Below are 16239 nucleotides of genomic sequence, written 5' to 3'. Positions count from 1 at the left end.
TGTTGAACAATTCTGTACCGTCTCTCGAAACCCGAGGGCATGGGAGGCCCCACATGGCCGAGGAAGCCAACAGCACCGGACAGACGACGACCCAGCCGAATCCGCTGAAGGGCGCCACCAAGAAGGGCGCTCTGCTCGGCGCGATCTTCCTGATGGCCACCAGTGCCATCGGCCCGGGCTTCATCACGCAGACGACGACGTTCACCGCCGAGATCGGCGCGGCGTTCGCGTTCGCGATCCTGCTCTCGATCCTGGTGGACATCGCCGTGCAGCTGAACGTGTGGCGAGTCATCGGCGTCTCCGGGCTGCGTGCGCAGGAACTCGGCAACAAGGTGCTGCCGGGGGTCGGCTACGTGATGGCGGCACTCGTCGTGCTCGGCGGGCTGGTGTTCAACATCGGCAACGTCGCGGGCACGTCGCTCGGCATGGACGCGCTGTTCGGGCTCGACGTCAAGATCGGCGGGACCATCTCGGCGGTCATCGCCATCGCGATCTTCCTGAGCCGGCGGGCGGGTATCGCGATGGACCGGCTCGTGGTGGTCCTCGGCGTCGTGATGATAGGGCTCACCACCTACGTCGCCATCGTGTCGGGGCCGCCGGTCGGGGAGGCCCTGCGGCAGGCGGTGCTGCCCGACACCATCGACTTCCTCGTCATCACCACGCTGGTCGGCGGGACCGTCGGCGGCTACATCACCTACGCGGGCGCGCACCGCCTCGTCGACTCCGGAGGCACCGGCCCCGAGCAGGTCGCCCGCGTGTCGCGGGGCTCGGTCGTGGCGCTGGTCGTCACCGGTGTGATGCGCGCGGTGCTGTTCCTGGCGATCCTCGGCGTCGTCGCGGGCGGCGTGACGTTGGCGGCGGGGAACCCGGCCGCCGACGCCTTCCAGCACGCGGCCGGTGAGGTCGGGCTGCGGTTGTTCGGCATGGTGCTCTGGGCCGCCGCGATCACCTCGGTGATCGGCGCGTCGTACACCTCGGTGTCGTTCGTGGTGACGTTCTCGCCCGCGCTCGCGCGGCGGCGGAACTGGCTGGTGATCGGCTTCATCGCCGTGTCGACCGCGGCGTTCCTGCTGCTGAACCAGGCACCCACGACGCTGTTGATCCTCGCCGGTGCGCTGAACGGGCTCATCCTGCCGGTCGGGTTCGGCGTGCTCCTGTGGGTCGCGGCGCGGCGCAGCGACCTCATGGGCGGTTACCGGTACCCGCGCTGGCTGCTCGGCATCGGCGTGCTCGCCTGGCTGCTGACGCTCTACCTCGGGTGGAACTCGCTCAGCGGGATCGCGGACCTGTGGAGCTGACGGAACCCACCATGCGCGTGCTGCCGTGTGCCGACTCCGGGCTGCTCGTCGAGCTGGCCGGGCTCGACGAGGTCCGCGCCCTGCACGCGGCGCTGGAGGCGGCCCCGCCCGCGGGCGTGCTGGACCTGGTGCCCGCGGCGCGGACCCTCCTGCTGGTGCTCGATCCCGCGCTGGCCGACCCGGCCGAGGTGGAGCGCGCCGTCCGGACCGCCGAGCCGGCCGACGTCTCCCAGGGAAGCGGGGAGCTGCTGCGGGTGCCCGTCGTCTACGACGGTGCCGACCTGGCCGAGGTCGCCGCACTGACCGGGCTCACCGAACGCGAGGTGGTCACCGAGCACACGGGGACGGAGTGGACTGTCGCGTTCGGAGGATTCGCACCCGGTTTCGGTTACCTCACCGGCGGATCGCCGAAGCTGGAGGTGCCGAGGCGAGCCGAGTCGCGGACCCGGGTGCCCGCCGGGTCGGTCGGCCTGGCCGGGACGTTCAGCGGCATCTACCCGCGCTCCTCGCCCGGCGGCTGGCAGCTCATCGGGCACACGGATCTGGTGCTGTGGCAGGTCGACCGCGACCCGCCCGCCCTGCTGCGACCCGGCGTGCGGGTGCGGTTCGTGGAGGCGGAGTGAGCGATGACGCGGTGCGCGGACACGGCACAACCCGGCGCGGCCGGGCCGAGGGGGCGCTGATGACCAAGGGTCTCGAGGTGCTCGCCACCGGTCCACTGTCGACGATCCAGGACCTCGGCCGGCCCGGGCTCGCGGGCGTGGGCGTCGGGGTGTCGGGCGCGGCCGACCGCGCCTCGCTGCGGCTGGCCAACCGGCTGGTGGGCAACGACGAGGGCGCGGCCGCGGTGGAGGTGACCTTCGGGGGGTTCGCGGCGCGGGCGCTGCGGGACCTGACGGTGGCCGTGACGGGCGCGCCCTGTCCGGTCACCGTCGACGGCCGCGGCGCGGGCACGAACGCGGTGTTGCGCGTCCCCGCCGGTGCCGAGCTCCGGCTGGGTGTTCCCGAACGCGGCCTGCGTGTCTACGTCGCCGTGCGCGGCGGGATCGCCGTCGAGCCGGTGCTGGGGTCGCGCTCCACCGACGTCCTCGCCGGCGTCGGCCCCGACCCGGTGGCCCCCGGCACGGTCCTGCCGGTCGGCGCGCCGCCGCGGCGGTTCCCGGTGACCGAGTTCGCGCCGGTTCCCCCGTTGCCTGCCGGGGAGCTGGTGCTCCGGGTCGTGCCGGGGCCGCGGCATGACTGGTTCACCGCGGACGCGCTGCGGACCCTGCTGCACGAGCCGTACACGGTGACGCCGGAGAGCAACCGGGTCGGGATCCGGCTCGACGGTCCCGAGCTCGCCCGGGCCCGGGACGAGGAGCTGCCGAGCGAGGGCATGGTCGCCGGGGCCCTGCAGGTGCCGCCGTCGGGCAAGCCGACGCTCTTCCTCGCCGACCACCCGGTGACCGGCGGCTACCCGGTGATCGCGGTCGTCGTCGCCGCCGATGTCGACAAAGCGGCTCAGGCCCGCCCGGGCATGCGGCTGCGCTTCTCCACGTTACGAACAGGAGGACATTGATGCTCACCCCACCAGAGGCGCGCGAGAAGTTCCGCGCCGGACTCCGGGTGCCGACCTCCGGCTACTGCGCGGGCTGGACGCAGGCCAACCTGCTCAGCCTGCCCCGCGAGTACGCCTACGACTTCCTGCTCTTCGCCCAGCGCAACCCGCAGGCGTGCCCGGTGCTCGACGTCACCGAGCCCGGCGAGACCAGCGCGTCGATCTTCGCCGGTGACCTGCGCACCGACCTGCCGGCCTACCGCGTGTACCGGGACGGCGCCCTCGTCGACGAACGCACCGAGGTCGTGGACCTGTGGCGCGACGACATGGTCACCTTCCTCATCGGCTGCAGCTTCACCTTCGAGGCGGCGCTGTTGGAGGCCGGGGTGCCGGTGCGGCACATCGAGGCCGGGTCGAACGTGCCGATGTACCGCACCAACCGCGAGTGCAGGCCCGCGGGCGGAATGTCCGGCCCGCTGGTGGTGTCGATGCGGCCCGTCCCCGCCGACCTGGTGGCGACGGCGGTGCGGGTGACGTCGCGGTACCCGGCCGTCCACGGCGCGCCGGTCCACATCGGAGCCCCCGGCCTGCTCGGCATCGACGACCTGAGCAGCCCCGACTTCGGCGACGCCGTGGAGATCCGGGCCGGCGAGGTCCCGGTGTTCTGGGCCTGCGGGGTGACTCCGCAGGCGGCGGTGATGCGGTCCAAGCCGTCGTTCGCGATCGGCCACGCCCCCGGGCACATGGCGATCACCGACGCCCGCGACTCCGGATTCCAGCTGCCCTGAGCGTCACGCCTCGAGGGCGGCGGTGACGATGGCGAGCGCCTCCTCATCGCTCAGGCCGAGCCTGCGCGCGGTGGCCGCGTACTCGCGGGCGGCGTCGCGCACGCGCTGCCTGCTGCGGTCCCCGGTCGCCCCGACGAACGTGCCGGACCGGCCTTTCGTCTCGATCAGCCCTGCCTCCTCCAGTTCGCGGTAGGCGCGGGCGATGGTGTTGGGTGCGATGCCGAGGTCGGCGGCCAGCCCACGGACGGTCGGCAGCTTCGTCCCCACGGCCAGGGTGCCGTCGTTGATCTTGCGGGCGAGCTCGGAGCGCACCTGCTCGTAGGGCGGCACCTTGGACGTGGCGTCCACGGTGACGACGGTGTCGTGGTTTGTCGCACTCATTGTTCGTGAGCCTGGCACAGCGCCGGGTGCGCGGGCAATCCGGACAAAAGCCGACCTAGCTCGGCACTCCGTATGCGGCCATGAACATGTCCAGCAGTCCGTCGATCGCTTTCTCGTCGATGGGGGCGGGGGTCAGCAGCCAGCGGTAGTAGAGAGTTCCGCACAGCACCTCCGCGGCGTAGTCGAGGTTCGCCTCGGCGACCAGTTCGCCGTTGTGCTGGGCTTGGCTGAGCCGATCGAAGGTGCGCTGCTCGACGGTAGCCAGGAATCGTTCGTGCAGGGTCGCCCGCAGTGCGGGGTCCGCCTGAGCCTCGGCGATGACCGCGCGGTAGGCGCCCCGATGCAGGACTCGCGCCGGATCATGGCCGAGCGCGCCCGCCTACGCACTCGATGGCAAGATCGTCTGCTTCTTCCAGGGCGCGGACAAGTTCAAGGCACGCTACGCGACCCTCGGGTTCAGTGATCAGGCGAAGCTGGACGACGGTCCGATGTGGGCGGCGGGTTTCGCTCTCGCCGAGGTGACACCCGAGGTCGAGGCGCGGATCGGCGAACTCGTCCGGCGGGCGGGCGGTTGAGGAACGACTCGCACCGACGGCGCCGCGCTGGATGAACGGTTGAGGCTCACCAACAGGAGGACACCATATGAAGACCATGACCTGCCGCCAGCTGGGCGGCCCTTGCGACCAGGAGCTGAGCGGCGAGACCGCCGACGACGTCATCAAGGCGCAGGAGCGTCACCTGCGCGAGGCAGCTCGCGGTGGCGACACGGCGCACGAACCGGCCTACGAGCAGATGAAGGGCCGCTGGAAGCACCCGATCAAGGCGACGGGGTGGTATCGCGACACCAAGAAGGCCTTCGCGGCCCTGCCCTGAGGTCGGGCCCGGCCGGGGTGCGCACTCCTCACTCGCGCTCCGGCCTCGGCGTCCAGTGGCCGTCGTGTGCGTCAGACACGTTCGAGCGCGGCGGCGATCAGCTCGGTCAGGTCCTCGGTGCCCGGCGGCAGCGCGTTGACCGGCCACCAGCGCAGGTCGTCCGACTCGTCGCTGGCCACCGGTTCGGCGTCGGCCCGGGCGCGCACGAGGAACTGGACGTCGAAGTGCCGCGTCGGCAGCCCGAGCGAGCACGTGATCGGGTGGACGTCGAGCCGCAGCGGTTCGGGGTCGATCTTCAGTCCCGCGATACCGGACTCCTCCGTAGCCTCGCGCAGGGCGGCGTCCGCCAGTGAGGCGTCCTCGGGCTCGCAGTGCCCGCCGAGTTGCAGCCAGCGGCCCACGCGAGGATGCAGTGTCAGCAGGACGTGCTCGCCGGCGTCGTCCAGCACCACCGCCGACGCGGTGAGGTGCCCCGGCTCGCACGATCGCGCGCACGCGTCCGCCCGGGCCGCGAGAAAGCCGAGATAGCTCTGCCGCAGCGACTCCTGGCTCGCCGTGCCCGGGCGCCAGGTGTCCAACGTGGACGTCGCCGAGGTGTGCAGGGCTTCGTGCGGCATCTACAACTCCACCAGTCCGTCGTCGCTGCGGGGTGATCTCGGGGCGAGCGGCTCCGCCGGGTGGCCGATGGCGACGGCCCCGAGCGGTTCCCACGCCGGGTCCAGGTCCAGCGTCTGCCGCACCACGTCGGCGGCGAAGATGGTCGAGCCGATCCAGCAGGAGCCGAGCCCCTCCGCGGCCAGCGCCACCAGCAGGCCCTGGACGGCGGCCCCGCCCGCCACGGTGAACATGGTGTGCTCGCAGGCGTTGCGCCGGGCGTCCGGGTAGGTGTGCGCACCGTCGGCGACGAGGAACGGCACCACTACCTCGGGCGCGGTGAACAGGATGTCGCCGCGGCGCAGTCGCTTGGTGATCTGCTCCTCGGTGAAGCCGTCGGCGGCAAGGTCGGCCCGCCACGCGTCCCGCATCGCCTCCAGCAGCTTGGTCCGCTGTGGACGGTTGCGCAGCCAGGCGAACCGCACCGGGCGGGTGTGGTGGGGTGCGGGTGCGGTGAGCGCGGCGCCGACGGCCCGGCGCAGCGCGTCGGCCGCCACGGGCTCGTCGGTGAACTCGCGCACCGAGCGCCGCACCAGCACGGCTTCCCGGCGACCCTGCGCGATGGCCTCGTTGGTGCCGAGCCGGAACAGGTCCTCCTCCACCGGGCGCACCAGATCGCGTGCGGTGGACGTCTCGTCACCGATCTCCAGCCCGCGCACGACCGCGACCGGGATCCCGCCGAGCTTGCCCTTCACCAGGTCGGCGGCCGCGGCGATCTCGTCGGCCACCGCGACCTCGGTGACCGCCAGTTCGTTGCCGTGGCTGTCGATCGTGCCCTCGTACGAGTGCAGCACCCGCAGCCCGGACGCGCCGATCGCCGTGTCCGTCTGGCCGACCCGCCACGCGCGGCCCATCGTGTCCGTGACGAGCACCGCGACCTCCACGCCGAGCCGCTCGCGCAGTCCGTTGCGCAGCGCGAGCGCCGAGGCGTCCGGGTCGAAGGGCAGCAGCGCGATCCGGTCGAGCGCTACGTTGGAGGCGTCCACGCCCGCCGCGGCCTGCACGATGCCGTTACGGTTCTGCGTGATGAGGGTGCGCCCGATGCGGGCCAGGACCCGCTCGGACTCCTCCTCGATGAGTTTGCGCCGGGCCGCGTCCCGCTGCTCCGGGTCCGTCGGCACGGCGACGAGCCGGCCCTCCACCTTGGACACGACCTTGCTCGTCACCACCACGATGTCGCCGGACCGCAACCACGGCGCCGCGGTGGCGATCGCACCGGTGAGGTCGTCGCCGGGCCGGAACTCGGGCAGGCCCTCGACGGGCAGGATCTCCAGCCGTTCCCCCGCGTGCTCAGTCAACGTCCACTCCCGACAGCTCCAGGGCGTCCCGCGCCATGCGCGCCGTGGCGTCCACATCGGACATCAGTAGCGGGACGGCCCGGACCGCGACACCCGGCACGTCCACGGACTCGCCGGAGTGCACGAGCCACCCGTCGAGCAGGCCGTCCTCGGAGGTCAACCGCGAACCGTAGTGGCGGCCCACCGCCTCCGCCGACGTCTCCACGCCGATGGCTTTCAGGCACGCGTCGGCCATGCCGCGCAACGGCTTCCCGCCGATGATCGGAGAGACACCCACGACGCCCGCCTCGGTCTTGCGCAGCGCCTCCCGCACGCCGGGCACCGCCAGCACCGTGCCGACCGACACCACTGGGTTCGACGGCGCCAGCAACACGGCGTCGGCCTCGGCGATGGCGTCCAGCACGCCCGGCGCGGGCTGGGCCTCGTCGGCACCGACGGGCACGATCGAGTGGGCGGGCAGCTCCGCGTGGTAGCGCACCCACCACTCCTGGAAGTGCAGCGCCTTGCGCTTGCTCCGGTCGTCCGGGTCGTCGACCACCACGTGGGTCTCCACCCGGTCGTCGGTCATCGGCAGCAGCCGCACTCCCGGCCGCCAGCGATCGCACAACGCCTCCGTGACCGCCGACAGCGGGTAGCCCGCCCGCAGCATCCGCGAGCGGACGAGGTGCGTCGCGATGTCCTTGTCGCCGAGCTGGAACCACGTCGGGTCGGCGCCGTAGGCCTCGAGCTCCGCCTTGATCGACCACGTCTCGTCGGCATGGCCCCAGCCACGTTCCGGATCGACGCCGCCGCCGAGGGTGTACATGCACGTGTCGAGGTCCGGGCAGACCCGCAGCCCGTGCATCCAGACGTCGTCGCCGGTGTTCACCAGCGCCGTGATCTCGTGCGGCGACTCGCCTTCCCCCGTCGGCGGCAGTCCCAGGGCGGCTTTGACCCCCAGCAGGAAGCGAGCACCGCCCACTCCGCCGACCACGACCACGACCTTCACAGCGCCTGCCCCTTGTCCATGCGTCCGCGCTCTGTCACAGGGGTCGATCCTCGCACGGAACCCAGTAGCGGTAGCGGTGGTGTTCGCGGAACCCGAGCTGGTCGTAGAGCGCCAGCGCACCGGTGTTGCCCACCGAGACCTGCAGGACGCACCGCGTGGCGCCGTGTCGCGTGCCCCAGCCGCCGATCGCCGTCATCAGCTCGGTCGCCAGTCCGCGTCTGCGGTGCTCCGGGCGCACGGCCAGGCGCGCGACGAGCAGGTACCCGTCCGCGACCGCGCCGCGGACCGCGCCTGCCGTGAGCCCGTCGAGCTCGGCCACGCCGTAGCCGACCACCTCGCCCCCGGTGAGCACCGCGCGCTCCGCGTCCGCCGGCTCCCGCCGGTCCACGGTCAGTTCCCACCAGCCGGGCGTCGGTTCGGCGAGCACGCGGGTGCGCCCCGGCTCCGCGCCGGCCATGAGGGGGCCCTCCAGGACCGCGACCTCGTTGCCCGCCGGGTACTCGTCGCAGGACCGCCAGCCGAGCCCGGCCAGCTGCCGTTCGATCGGCCCGTCCTGGATGACCTGCACCATCGGCGGGATTCCGTGTGCGTGGGCGAAGTCACAGACCTGCCGCAACGCCGTGGCCGGCGTGGTCCCGGGGTCGCCGACGGCGAGGGCACTGTTGGCGCGGCCGGTGAAGCCGTCCGCCGCCCGCAGTCGCCACGCACCGAGCGGTTTCTCCGTCAGCGCGGGCCAGGCATCCGCGCATGCGGATTCGATCCGCTCGGCCTCGGTCATGACTAGATTGGTACCAAAAGCCCTGAAAGGAGAGCTGATGAGCATCGCGCGCAAGGACGATCGGCGCAACGCCGACCTCGTGCGGGAGATCGCCGAGGGCTTCGATCGCGCTGTGAACGCTCAGGGCGAGGGCTCCGGCGGCTCCGAGACTGCCGACGGTGAGGACCGGCCACGGTTCGTGGTCACCGGTGACAAGCGGAACGAAGATCGCAAGCGTCGCTGACCGCCGGCGGCGTCCGCACACCCGTACGGCTGCTCGACTGAGGGCGGGCTGCGCTTAGGATGCCTGCCGGGACCGCGTAATGTCCGTGAGCGGCCGACCAGAGAACAGCAGGAGAACGCAGTGACCTACGTGATCGCCGAGCCCTGCGTCGACGTGCTCGACAAGGCATGCATCGACGAGTGCCCCGTCGACTGCATCTACGAGGGCGAGCGGATGCTCTACATCCACCCCGACGAGTGTGTCGACTGCGGAGCCTGCGAGCCGGTCTGTCCGGTGGAAGCGATCTACTACGAGGACGACGTCCCGGACGAGTGGAGCGCCTACACCAAGGCGAACGTGGACTTCTTCGACGAACTCGGCTCGCCGGGCGGCGCGTCGAAGATCGGCAAGACCAGCCACGACCCGCAGTGGATCAAGGACCTGCCCCCGCAGGGCGAATGAGCCGCTTCCGGCTACCCGACTTCCCCTGGGACTCGCTGGCCGATCACACCGCGAAGGCCAGGGCACACCCGGACGGGATCGTCGACCTGTCGGTCGGCACGCCGGTCGATCCGGTGCCTCCCGCCATCCGGGACGCTCTCGCGTCGGTGTCGGACATCCCCGGTTACCCGATGACCCACGGCACGCCCGAGCTGCGGGAGGTCGCCGTCGAGGCGCTGCGCAGGCGCCATGGGGTTGTAGGGATCGACCCGGCCGCCGTGTTGCCCACCATCGGGTCGAAGGAACTCGTGGCGTGGCTGCCGATGTTGCTGGGCGCGGGCCCGGGCGAGCTGGTGGTCATTCCCGAGCTGGCCTACCCGACCTACGAGGTCGGGGCCCTGCTGGCCGGTGCGCAGGTGCTGCGTTCCGACGGGCTGACGGCCCTCGGACCCCAGAAGCCGGCGATGATCTGGCTGAACTCACCGTCCAATCCCACCGGCCGTGTGCTGGGCATCGAGCACCTGCGCAAGGTGGTGCGGTGGGCACAGGATCGCGGGACCGTCGTGGTCTCCGACGAGTGCTACCTCGCGCTCGGCTGGGACGCCGAACCGCTGTCGATCCTGCACCCCGACGTTCACGGCGGACGGCTCGACGGCCTGCTCGCCGTGCATTCGCTGTCGAAGTCGGCGAACCTCGCCAGCTACCGGGCCGGCTTCGTCACCGGTGACCCCGCACTGGTGCGCGAGTTGCTGGCGGTGCGCAAGCACGCGGGCATGATCGTTCCGCGGCCGGTGCAGGAGGCGATGACCGTCGCGCTCGCCGACGACGAGTTGCTCGCCGAACAGCGTGACCGCTACGCCGCCCGGCGCACGGTGCTGCGCAAGGCGTTGCAGGACAGCGGGTTCCGGATCGACCACTCCGAGGCGGGCCTGTACCTGTGGGCGACCCGCGACGAGGACGCGGCCGCGACCGTCGGCTGGTTCGCCGAGCGCGGCATCCTCGTGGCGCCCGGCACCTTCTACGGCCCGAAGGGCGGGCAGCACGTCCGAGTCGCCCTGACCGCGACGGACGAACGCGTCAACGCCGCCGCCGAACGCCTGGCCGCCTGAAGCGCGCCGAGGCGGCCGTGTCTGCCGTCCGGGTAGCCGTGTCTGCCGTTCCCGTCACCGTGTCTGCGGTTTAGGTAGCCGTGTCTGCCGTTCGCGTTGCCGAGCCCGTCGAACCGCTGCCGCGGCCGACCAGCAGGCCGACGCAGACGGCGGACACGGCGACGTAGACGGCCGACACGACTACGCAGGCGGCACACACGGCTATGCAGGCGGCCGGCACGGCGAAAAACCGCCGGGCCGGCCGCCTCCTGCTCAGGCGTTCAGTCGCGAAGGCCGCTCAGTCGTTCGCGTGCAGGGCGGCGTTGAGCTCGATGCCGGTGCCACTGCGCGGCACGGCTTCCACCGCGCCGGTCGCCGAGTTGCGGCGGAACAGCACGTTCGAGATGCCGGACAGCTCGCGGGCCTTCACGGCCTTGCCCTCGACGGTGACCTTCGTGCCCGCCGTGACGTACAGGCCGGCCTCGACGACCGAGTCGTCGCCGAGGGAGATGCCGACCCCGCCGTTGGCGCCCAGCAGGCAGCGCTCACCCAGCGAGATGACCTCCTTGCCACCGCCGGACAGCGTGCCCATGATCGACGCGCCGCCGCCGACATCGGTGCCGTCGCCCACGACCACACCGGCCGAGATGCGGCCCTCGACCATGGAGGCGCCGAGCGTGCCGGCGTTGAAGTTCACGAAGCCCTCGTGCATCACGGTCGTGCCGCTGGCCAGGTGCGCGCCGAGCCGGACGCGGTCGGCATCGCCGATCCGGACGCCGCTGGGCGTGACGTAGTCGACCATGCGCGGGAACTTGTCGACGCTGTAGACGGTGACCGGCCCCCGCGCACGCAGTCGCAGCCGCGTCGCCTCGAAACCCTCCACCGGGCACGGGCCGTGGTTGGTCCACACGACGTTGGCCAGCAGGCCGAAGATGCCGTCCAGGTTCTGGCCGTGCGGGCGCACGAGCCGGTGGGAGAGCAGGTGCAGGCGCAGGTAGACGTCGTGGGCGTCCGCGGGTGCCTTCGCCAGCGCCGCGATCGACGTCCGCACGGCCACCACCTCGACACCGCGCGCGTCGTCGGGGCCGAGCAGCGCCACGGCCTCCTGGCCGAGCGACTCCGCGGCCTGCTCGGCGGTCAGCCGCTCGGTGCCCTCGGTGCCCTCACCCTCGGTCAGCTTGGGGTGCGGGAACCAGGTGTCCAGCACGGTGCCGTCGCTGGCGAGGGTGGCCAGCCCGACGCCGGTGGCGCCGGTCGTTTCGGGATTGGGGGTCTGCTCACTCACGTCCGCTACGGTAACCCGCACCTCAGCTTGGTTGTGCCGAGACCTCGGGCAGCCGCAGCACGCCGGACTCGACGTTGCCGAGAGCCTCCGCCATGTCGACCAGCGACTCCGTGCACGCTTCCGGCCTGCCGCCGGTGCCGCACCCGTTGCCGCGGTAGGCCCGGATGGACTTCTCGAGCGCGTTGGCCGCCTCGGCGAGCTCCGGGTGGTCGCCGCGGGCGAACTCGCGTGCCGTGCCCGGCACGCTGGCCAGCTGCGTGACGTACTTCTGGCAGCTCGGCGGGTCGATCTCGGTCGGCGTGCGGTAGCAGACGTCGACCGTGAGGGCGTTGAGCTTCACCCGCAGCGCGTCGGGTCCCGGGTCGTCGCCGGGACCCTGCGGAGTCGGGCCCGCCTCTCGCGAACACGCCGACAACACCACCAGCAACAGACCGGCGAGGGCCACGAGAACAGTCCGGATGCGCACGTCATCACCGTACGCACCGGGCGCTACGGTGCGGTCATGACCTCGCTCGACTTGCGTACCGATCCCGTCGACCTCACCGCCGCCCTCGTGGACATCCCGAGCGTGTCCGGGGAGGAGGCCGAGATCGCCGATGCCGTGGAGCAGGCACTGCGCACGCAGGCGCCGCACCTGGAGGTCGTGCGCAACGGCGACGCGGTGCTGGCGAGGACGTCGCTGGGCAGGCCGTCGCGCGTCGTGCTCGCCGGGCACCTCGACACGGTGCCGGTGAACGACAACCTGCCTGGCTCGCGCAGCGGTTCCGGCGACACCGAGATCCTGCGCGGCCTCGGCACGGTGGACATGAAGGGCGGCGACGCCGTCTTCCTGCACCTCGCCGCGACGCTGCCCGAACCGCGGCACGACGTGACGTTCGTCTTCTACGACTGCGAGGAGGTGGAGGCCGTCCGCAACGGACTCGGCCGCATCGAGCGAGAGCTGCCGGACTGGCTCACCGGCGACCTCGCCATCGTGGGCGAGCCGTCGAACGCCGTCATCGAGGCGGGCTGCCAGGGCACGATGCGGATCGAGCTCACCACATCGGGTACGCGTGCGCACACGGCCCGCGCGTGGATGGGCGTCAACGCCATCCACGCGCTCGGCGAACCGCTGCGCAGGCTGGCCGAGTACCGGCCGCGGGTGGTGGACATCGACGGCCTGACCTACCGCGAGGGGCTGCAGGCCGTGCGTATCGGCGGCGGGGTGTCCGGCAACGTCGTGCCGGACGCGGCGGTGCTCGCGGTCAACCACCGGTTCGCCCCCGACCGCAGCCCCGAGCAGGCCGAGGAGCACCTGCGCGAGGTGTTCGACGGCTACGAGATCACCGTCGTCGACAGCTCGCCGGGCGCCCTGCCGGGCCTGTCGGCGCCCGCGGCCGCCGAGCTGGTCACCGCGGCCGGTGGCCGGGTCGCCGCGAAGCTCGGGTGGACCGACGTGGCGCGGTTCGCCGCGCGTGGCCTGCCCGCGGTCAACTTCGGGCCCGGTGACCCGACGCTCGCGCACACGCAGGGTGAGCACGTGGCTGCGGAGGAGATTCGCCGCGTGGCCGGAGTGCTCACCTCCTTCCTGGCCGGGTGACCTTAGGCTGGTCGCTGTGACCGACCAGGCGAACGAAGATCGTCGCGACGACGGCGACCACCCCTCGGAGACCTTCCGTGGCCCCATCGTGCTGCGCCGCCAGCAGACGGGAGGCTCCACGGACTCCACCACGGACCAGCGCCTGCTCGACTCGCGCGGGCCCAGCGACTGGGTGCACACCGACCCCTGGCGCGTCCTGCGCATCCAGGCGGAGTTCGTGGAGGGCTTCGGCGCGCTGGCCGAGGTTCCGCGGGCGGTGACCGTGTTCGGCTCCGCGCGCACGCCGCGTGACCACCCCGAGTACCAGCAGGGCCGCGAGATCGGCGCCGCGCTCGCGAACGCGGGCTTCGCCGCCATCACCGGTGGTGGCCCCGGGTCGATGGAGGCCGTCAACCGCGGCTGCTCCGAGGCAGGCGGGCTCTCCATCGGGCTCGGCATCGAGCTGCCGTTCGAGCAGGGCCTGAACCCGTGGGTCGATCTGGGCGTGAACTTCCGGTACTTCTTCGCCCGCAAGACGATGTTCATCAAATACTCGCAGGCGTTCATCTGCTTGCCGGGCGGGTTCGGCACGCTGGACGAGTTGTTCGAGGCGCTCACCCTCGTCCAGACGAAGAAGGTGACGAAGTTCCCGGTCGTGTTGTTCGGCAGCGAGTACTGGGGCGGGCTCTACCAATGGGTTCGCGACACGGTGCTGGCGAACGGCAAGATCGGGGAGGCGGACGCGGATCTGCTCTACGTCACCGACGATGTCGACGAAGCGGTGAAGGTCGTGCTCGAGGCGTACAAGGCTTGGGAGGACACGCACTAGTGCAGCGGCTCTGTGTTTTCTGTGGATCGTCGGCCGGTAAGGACCCGCGCTACGCCGAGAGCGCCCACGAGCTCGGCAGGCTCCTCGCTCGGCGTGGCATCGGTGTGGTCTACGGCGGTGCCAGCGTCGGGTTGATGGGGGCCGTCGCCGACGGAGCCCTGGCCGAGGGCGGCGAGGTGATCGGGGTGATCCCGAAACACCTGATGCGGGTGGAGATCGCCCACCAGCATCTCACCGAGCTGAAGGTCGTCGAGGACATGCACGAGCGCAAGGCCACCATGGCGGCGCTCTCGGACGGCTTCCTCGCGCTGCCGGGCGGTGCGGGCACGCTGGAGGAGCTGTTCGAGGTGTGGACGTGGGCGCAGCTCGGGTTGCACGCCAAGCCGGTCGGGATCCTCGACGTGGGTGGCTACTACGCCAAGCTCGGCGAGTTCGTGGAGCACATGGTGGACGAGGGGTTCCTCAACACCCCGAGCCGCGAGGTCATCACGATCGATCCGGACCCGGTGGCGCTGCTCGACGCCTTCGCCCGGCACGACACCGTGCCGGTCGACAAGTGGGCGAGCTGAGCGCGCTCAGGCGGCACCGGCGTCGGGGCGCTTGTGGTAGACGTCCACGTACTCCTGCTTCGACAGCTCCATGATCGCGTACATCACCTCGTCGGTCACGGAGCGGCGGATGGCGGGCGACGACGCGAGACCGTCGTAGCGGGCGAAGTCGAGCGGCTCGCCGAAGCGCACCGACACCTTCGCCAGGCGCGGGATCTTCGAGCCGACGGGCAGCAGGCGCTCGGTGCCGACGAGCGCGACGGGGACCACCTTGGCGCCCGTCGCGAGCGCCAGCGCGGCCACTCCGGTGTGGCCGCGGTGCAGGCGGCCGTCGAGCGAGCGGGTGCCCTCGGGATAGATGCCGAACGCCCCGCCGTGTTCCAGCACCGTCCGGGCTGCGCCGAGCGCGGCGAGTCCGGCGGCGGCGTTGCCGCGCTCGACGGGGACGTAGCCCAGTGCCGACAGAAAAGCGGCGAGCAGGCGTGCCTTCACTCCCTTGCCGGTGAAATACTCGGCTTTGCCGAGGAACGACACCGGTCGCGGCGCGACGAGCGGGATCACCGCCGTGTCGATGGCCGAGCGGTGGTTCGCGGCCAGGATCACCGGACCGGTCGCGGGAACGTTCTCCGCTCCCCGCACGTCGGGCCGCCACAGCAACCTCGCCAGTGGCGCGAGCAGCCGGCGGATCAACAGGTGCAGCACGTCTCCTCCAGCGGTTATGGGTCCAGCATGGCACGATCGGCGCCGATGAACGAGGACTGGTTCGCCCAGCGCACGTGGCAGTATCCACAGTGGACTCCCGAGGAGCTGCTGCGGGCGAAGGGGGCACGACGGGTGTCGGTGGTGCTGCCCGCCCTGGACGAGGAGGAGACGGTCGGTGACGTCGTCGCGTCGGTCGCACCGCTGCGGGGCACGCTCGTCGACGAGCTCGTGGTGATGGATTCCGGGTCCAGCGACGACACGGTCGGCGCGGCCTCCCGCGCGGGCGCCACGGTGGTGCGCCGGGAGGACGTGCTGCCGGAGTGGCCGCCGCTTCCGGGCAAGGGCGAGGTGCTGTGGCGCTCGCTCGCGGCGACCACGGGCGATCTGGTGGTGTTCCTGGACTCCGACCTGGTCGACCCGGACCCCGGGTTCGTGCCCGCGCTGCTCGGTCCGCTGCTCGTCGAGGCCGGCGTGCATCTGGTCAAGGGGTTCTACCGCAGGCCGCTGCGGCTGGAGTCCGCCGAGCTGGGCACGGGTGGCGGCCGGGTGACCGAGCTGCTGGCCCGGCCGGTGCTGTCGGCGCTGCGGCCCGCGCTGTCCGGCCTGGTGCAGCCGCTGAGCGGCGAGTACGCGGCCACCCGTGAGCTGCTCGAATCGGTGCCGTTCGCCACCGGCTACGGGGTGGAGATCGGGCTGCTCCTCGACGTCGAGGCGAAATACGGAGTCGACGCCGTCGCCCAGGTGAATCTCGGCGTGCGCAAGCACCGCAACCGCTCGTTGCTGCAGCTCGGGGTGATGGCCCGGCAGATCCTCGGCACCGCGCTGGACCGCTGCGGAGTACCGGCCACCGACGGTGCGCTCACCCAGTTCACCCAGGTCGAGGGGGAGTGGTTGCCCGAGGTCACCGACGTGCCGGTGTCCGATCGGCCCCCGATGCGGGACGTGCGCGAGCTGCCCTGACCGGGGCGGCGCCGAGGGCGTGCTTCCCGGA

21 protein-coding genes and 1 pseudogene are annotated in these 16239 nt (G+C 71.8%); 13 read left to right on the top strand and 9 right to left on the bottom strand.

What is annotated here, in order from left to right; genetic code table 11:
* The first annotated feature begins 53 nt into the window (after window positions 1–53).
* From ACFSZT_RS27700 to ACFSZT_RS27685, 4 genes are read left to right on the top strand one after another with little or no spacing between them, the layout of a single operon-like run.
* Complete coding sequence (locus ACFSZT_RS27700; RefSeq protein WP_377393132.1) at window positions 54–1298, top strand: NRAMP family divalent metal transporter; 1245 nt, start codon at window positions 54–56, stop codon at window positions 1296–1298.
* 11 nt (window positions 1299–1309) lie between these two features.
* Window positions 1310–1921, top strand: a complete 612-nt coding sequence (pxpB, locus tag ACFSZT_RS27695) for a 5-oxoprolinase subunit PxpB (protein WP_377393135.1) — start codon at window positions 1310–1312, stop codon at window positions 1919–1921.
* A 59-nt stretch (window positions 1922–1980) separates the two neighbouring features.
* Window positions 1981–2856: a 5-oxoprolinase subunit C family protein gene (locus ACFSZT_RS27690; protein WP_377393550.1), complete on the top strand. Its 876-nt coding sequence runs from the start codon at window positions 1981–1983 to the stop codon at window positions 2854–2856.
* A complete protein-coding gene (locus tag ACFSZT_RS27685; RefSeq protein WP_377393138.1) occupies window positions 2856–3623 on the top strand; it encodes a putative hydro-lyase in 768 nt (255 codons plus the stop codon). The genes ACFSZT_RS27690 and ACFSZT_RS27685 overlap by 1 nt, the downstream gene beginning before the upstream one ends.
* Before the next feature lie 3 nt (window positions 3624–3626).
* On the opposite strand, the gene ACFSZT_RS27680 is transcribed toward ACFSZT_RS27685, so the two are convergent.
* Together ACFSZT_RS27680 and ACFSZT_RS27675 are read right to left on the bottom strand one after the other, a co-directional pair.
* Window positions 3627–4004 carry a GntR family transcriptional regulator gene (locus tag ACFSZT_RS27680; RefSeq protein WP_377393141.1) on the bottom strand — a complete coding sequence of 126 codons (378 nt, stop codon included), beginning with the start codon at window positions 4002–4004 and terminating at the stop codon, window positions 3627–3629.
* Between the two features lie 55 nt (window positions 4005–4059).
* A complete protein-coding gene (locus ACFSZT_RS27675; RefSeq protein ID WP_377393553.1) occupies window positions 4060–4350 on the bottom strand; it encodes a TetR-like C-terminal domain-containing protein in 291 nt (96 codons plus the stop codon).
* Window positions 4351–4366: 16 nt separating this feature from the next.
* On the opposite strand from ACFSZT_RS27675, the pseudogene ACFSZT_RS27670 reads away from it, so the two are divergent.
* Together ACFSZT_RS27670 and ACFSZT_RS27665 are read left to right on the top strand one after the other, a co-directional pair.
* Window positions 4367–4579, top strand: a pseudogene (locus ACFSZT_RS27670) (hypothetical protein); the annotation flags it as partial.
* A 67-nt stretch (window positions 4580–4646) separates the two neighbouring features.
* Window positions 4647–4877: a DUF1059 domain-containing protein gene (locus tag ACFSZT_RS27665; RefSeq protein ID WP_377393144.1), complete on the top strand. Its 231-nt coding sequence runs from the start codon at window positions 4647–4649 to the stop codon at window positions 4875–4877.
* A 71-nt stretch (window positions 4878–4948) separates the two neighbouring features.
* Here ACFSZT_RS27665 and ACFSZT_RS27660 read toward each other — a convergent pair whose 3' ends face one another.
* Genes ACFSZT_RS27660 through ACFSZT_RS27645 form a run of 4 tightly spaced genes read right to left on the bottom strand, consistent with a single transcriptional unit; the run spans window position 4949 to window position 8595 of the window.
* Window positions 4949–5494: an NUDIX hydrolase gene (locus ACFSZT_RS27660; RefSeq protein ID WP_377393147.1), complete on the bottom strand. Its 546-nt coding sequence runs from the start codon at window positions 5492–5494 to the stop codon at window positions 4949–4951.
* Window positions 5495–6829, bottom strand: a complete 1335-nt coding sequence (locus ACFSZT_RS27655) for a coenzyme F420-0:L-glutamate ligase (RefSeq protein ID WP_377393150.1) — start codon at window positions 6827–6829, stop codon at window positions 5495–5497. It lies immediately after the preceding gene.
* Entirely contained in the window at window positions 6822–7817 is a 996-nt protein-coding gene (gene cofD, locus ACFSZT_RS27650) for a 2-phospho-L-lactate transferase (protein WP_377393153.1), read from the bottom strand. The genes ACFSZT_RS27655 and cofD overlap by 8 nt, the downstream gene beginning before the upstream one ends.
* Before the next feature lie 34 nt (window positions 7818–7851).
* Window positions 7852–8595, bottom strand: coding sequence for a GNAT family N-acetyltransferase (locus tag ACFSZT_RS27645; protein ID WP_377393157.1), 744 nt, complete (start codon window positions 8593–8595; stop codon window positions 7852–7854).
* Between the two features lie 37 nt (window positions 8596–8632).
* On the opposite strand from ACFSZT_RS27645, the gene ACFSZT_RS27640 reads away from it, so the two are divergent.
* From ACFSZT_RS27640 to dapC, 3 genes are all read left to right on the top strand, one after another.
* Window positions 8633–8818 (top strand): hypothetical protein, encoded by a 186-nt coding sequence (locus ACFSZT_RS27640; protein WP_377393160.1) that lies wholly within the window; start codon window positions 8633–8635, stop codon window positions 8816–8818.
* A 120-nt stretch (window positions 8819–8938) separates the two neighbouring features.
* Window positions 8939–9259: a ferredoxin gene (gene fdxA / locus ACFSZT_RS27635; protein ID WP_377393163.1), complete on the top strand. Its 321-nt coding sequence runs from the start codon at window positions 8939–8941 to the stop codon at window positions 9257–9259.
* Window positions 9256–10347 carry a succinyldiaminopimelate transaminase gene (gene dapC, locus ACFSZT_RS27630; protein WP_377393166.1) on the top strand — a complete coding sequence of 364 codons (1092 nt, stop codon included), beginning with the start codon at window positions 9256–9258 and terminating at the stop codon, window positions 10345–10347. The genes fdxA and dapC overlap by 4 nt, the downstream gene beginning before the upstream one ends.
* A 277-nt stretch (window positions 10348–10624) precedes the next feature.
* On the opposite strand, the gene dapD is transcribed toward dapC, so the two are convergent.
* Together dapD and ACFSZT_RS27620 are read right to left on the bottom strand one after the other, a co-directional pair.
* Complete coding sequence (dapD, locus tag ACFSZT_RS27625; RefSeq protein ID WP_377393169.1) at window positions 10625–11611, bottom strand: 2,3,4,5-tetrahydropyridine-2,6-dicarboxylate N-succinyltransferase; 987 nt, start codon at window positions 11609–11611, stop codon at window positions 10625–10627.
* Window positions 11612–11633: 22 nt separating this feature from the next.
* On the bottom strand, window positions 11634–12077 hold the full coding sequence (locus ACFSZT_RS27620) for a hypothetical protein (protein WP_377393171.1): 444 nt from the start codon (window positions 12075–12077) through the stop codon (window positions 11634–11636).
* 36 nt (window positions 12078–12113) lie between these two features.
* On the opposite strand from ACFSZT_RS27620, the gene dapE reads away from it, so the two are divergent.
* From dapE to ACFSZT_RS27605, 3 genes are read left to right on the top strand one after another with little or no spacing between them, the layout of a single operon-like run.
* Window positions 12114–13190: a succinyl-diaminopimelate desuccinylase gene (gene dapE / locus ACFSZT_RS27615; RefSeq protein WP_377393174.1), complete on the top strand. Its 1077-nt coding sequence runs from the start codon at window positions 12114–12116 to the stop codon at window positions 13188–13190.
* 16 nt (window positions 13191–13206) lie between these two features.
* Window positions 13207–13998: an LOG family protein gene (locus ACFSZT_RS27610; RefSeq protein WP_377393177.1), complete on the top strand. Its 792-nt coding sequence runs from the start codon at window positions 13207–13209 to the stop codon at window positions 13996–13998.
* Window positions 13998–14567 (top strand): LOG family protein, encoded by a 570-nt coding sequence (locus tag ACFSZT_RS27605; protein ID WP_377393180.1) that lies wholly within the window; start codon window positions 13998–14000, stop codon window positions 14565–14567. Before ACFSZT_RS27610 ends, ACFSZT_RS27605 begins: the two co-directional genes overlap by 1 nt.
* A gap of 6 nt (window positions 14568–14573) precedes the next feature.
* Here ACFSZT_RS27605 and ACFSZT_RS27600 read toward each other — a convergent pair whose 3' ends face one another.
* Window positions 14574–15248 carry a lysophospholipid acyltransferase family protein gene (locus tag ACFSZT_RS27600; protein ID WP_377393183.1) on the bottom strand — a complete coding sequence of 225 codons (675 nt, stop codon included), beginning with the start codon at window positions 15246–15248 and terminating at the stop codon, window positions 14574–14576.
* Window positions 15249–15293: 45 nt separating this feature from the next.
* Here ACFSZT_RS27600 and ACFSZT_RS27595 point away from each other — a divergent pair, with 45 nt between their 5' ends.
* Complete coding sequence (locus ACFSZT_RS27595) at window positions 15294–16208, top strand: glucosyl-3-phosphoglycerate synthase (protein ID WP_377393186.1); 915 nt, start codon at window positions 15294–15296, stop codon at window positions 16206–16208.
* The last annotated feature ends 31 nt before the right edge of the window (window positions 16209–16239 follow it).

Origin of the sequence: Prauserella oleivorans, assembly GCF_042685745.1 — a bacterium.
GTDB lineage: Bacteria > Actinomycetota > Actinomycetes > Mycobacteriales > Pseudonocardiaceae > Prauserella_A > Prauserella_A oleivorans.
The sequence above is the reverse complement of the archived record's forward strand: the minus strand, read 5'-3'. Positions and strand labels throughout refer to the sequence as shown.

Bases quoted from the DNA above. Each gene is read 5' to 3' on its own strand.
- ACFSZT_RS27700 (WP_377393132.1), top strand. From the start codon at position 54: ATGGCCGAGGAAGCCAACAGCACCGGACAGACGACGACCCAGCCGAAT.
- pxpB (WP_377393135.1), top strand. From the start codon at position 1,310: ATGCGCGTGCTGCCGTGTGCCGACTCCGGGCTGCTCGTCGAGCTGGCC.
- ACFSZT_RS27690 (WP_377393550.1), top strand. From the start codon at position 1,981: ATGACCAAGGGTCTCGAGGTGCTCGCCACCGGTCCACTGTCGACGATC.
- ACFSZT_RS27685 (WP_377393138.1), top strand. From the start codon at position 2,856: ATGCTCACCCCACCAGAGGCGCGCGAGAAGTTCCGCGCCGGACTCCGG.
- ACFSZT_RS27680 (WP_377393141.1), bottom strand. From the start codon at position 4,004: ATGAGTGCGACAAACCACGACACCGTCGTCACCGTGGACGCCACGTCC.
- ACFSZT_RS27665 (WP_377393144.1), top strand. From the start codon at position 4,647: ATGAAGACCATGACCTGCCGCCAGCTGGGCGGCCCTTGCGACCAGGAG.
- ACFSZT_RS27660 (WP_377393147.1), bottom strand. From the start codon at position 5,494: ATGCCGCACGAAGCCCTGCACACCTCGGCGACGTCCACGTTGGACACC.
- ACFSZT_RS27645 (WP_377393157.1), bottom strand. From the start codon at position 8,595: ATGACCGAGGCCGAGCGGATCGAATCCGCATGCGCGGATGCCTGGCCC.
- ACFSZT_RS27640 (WP_377393160.1), top strand. From the start codon at position 8,633: ATGAGCATCGCGCGCAAGGACGATCGGCGCAACGCCGACCTCGTGCGG.
- dapC (WP_377393166.1), top strand. From the start codon at position 9,256: ATGAGCCGCTTCCGGCTACCCGACTTCCCCTGGGACTCGCTGGCCGAT.
- dapE (WP_377393174.1), top strand. From the start codon at position 12,114: ATGACCTCGCTCGACTTGCGTACCGATCCCGTCGACCTCACCGCCGCC.
- ACFSZT_RS27595 (WP_377393186.1), top strand. From the start codon at position 15,294: ATGAACGAGGACTGGTTCGCCCAGCGCACGTGGCAGTATCCACAGTGG.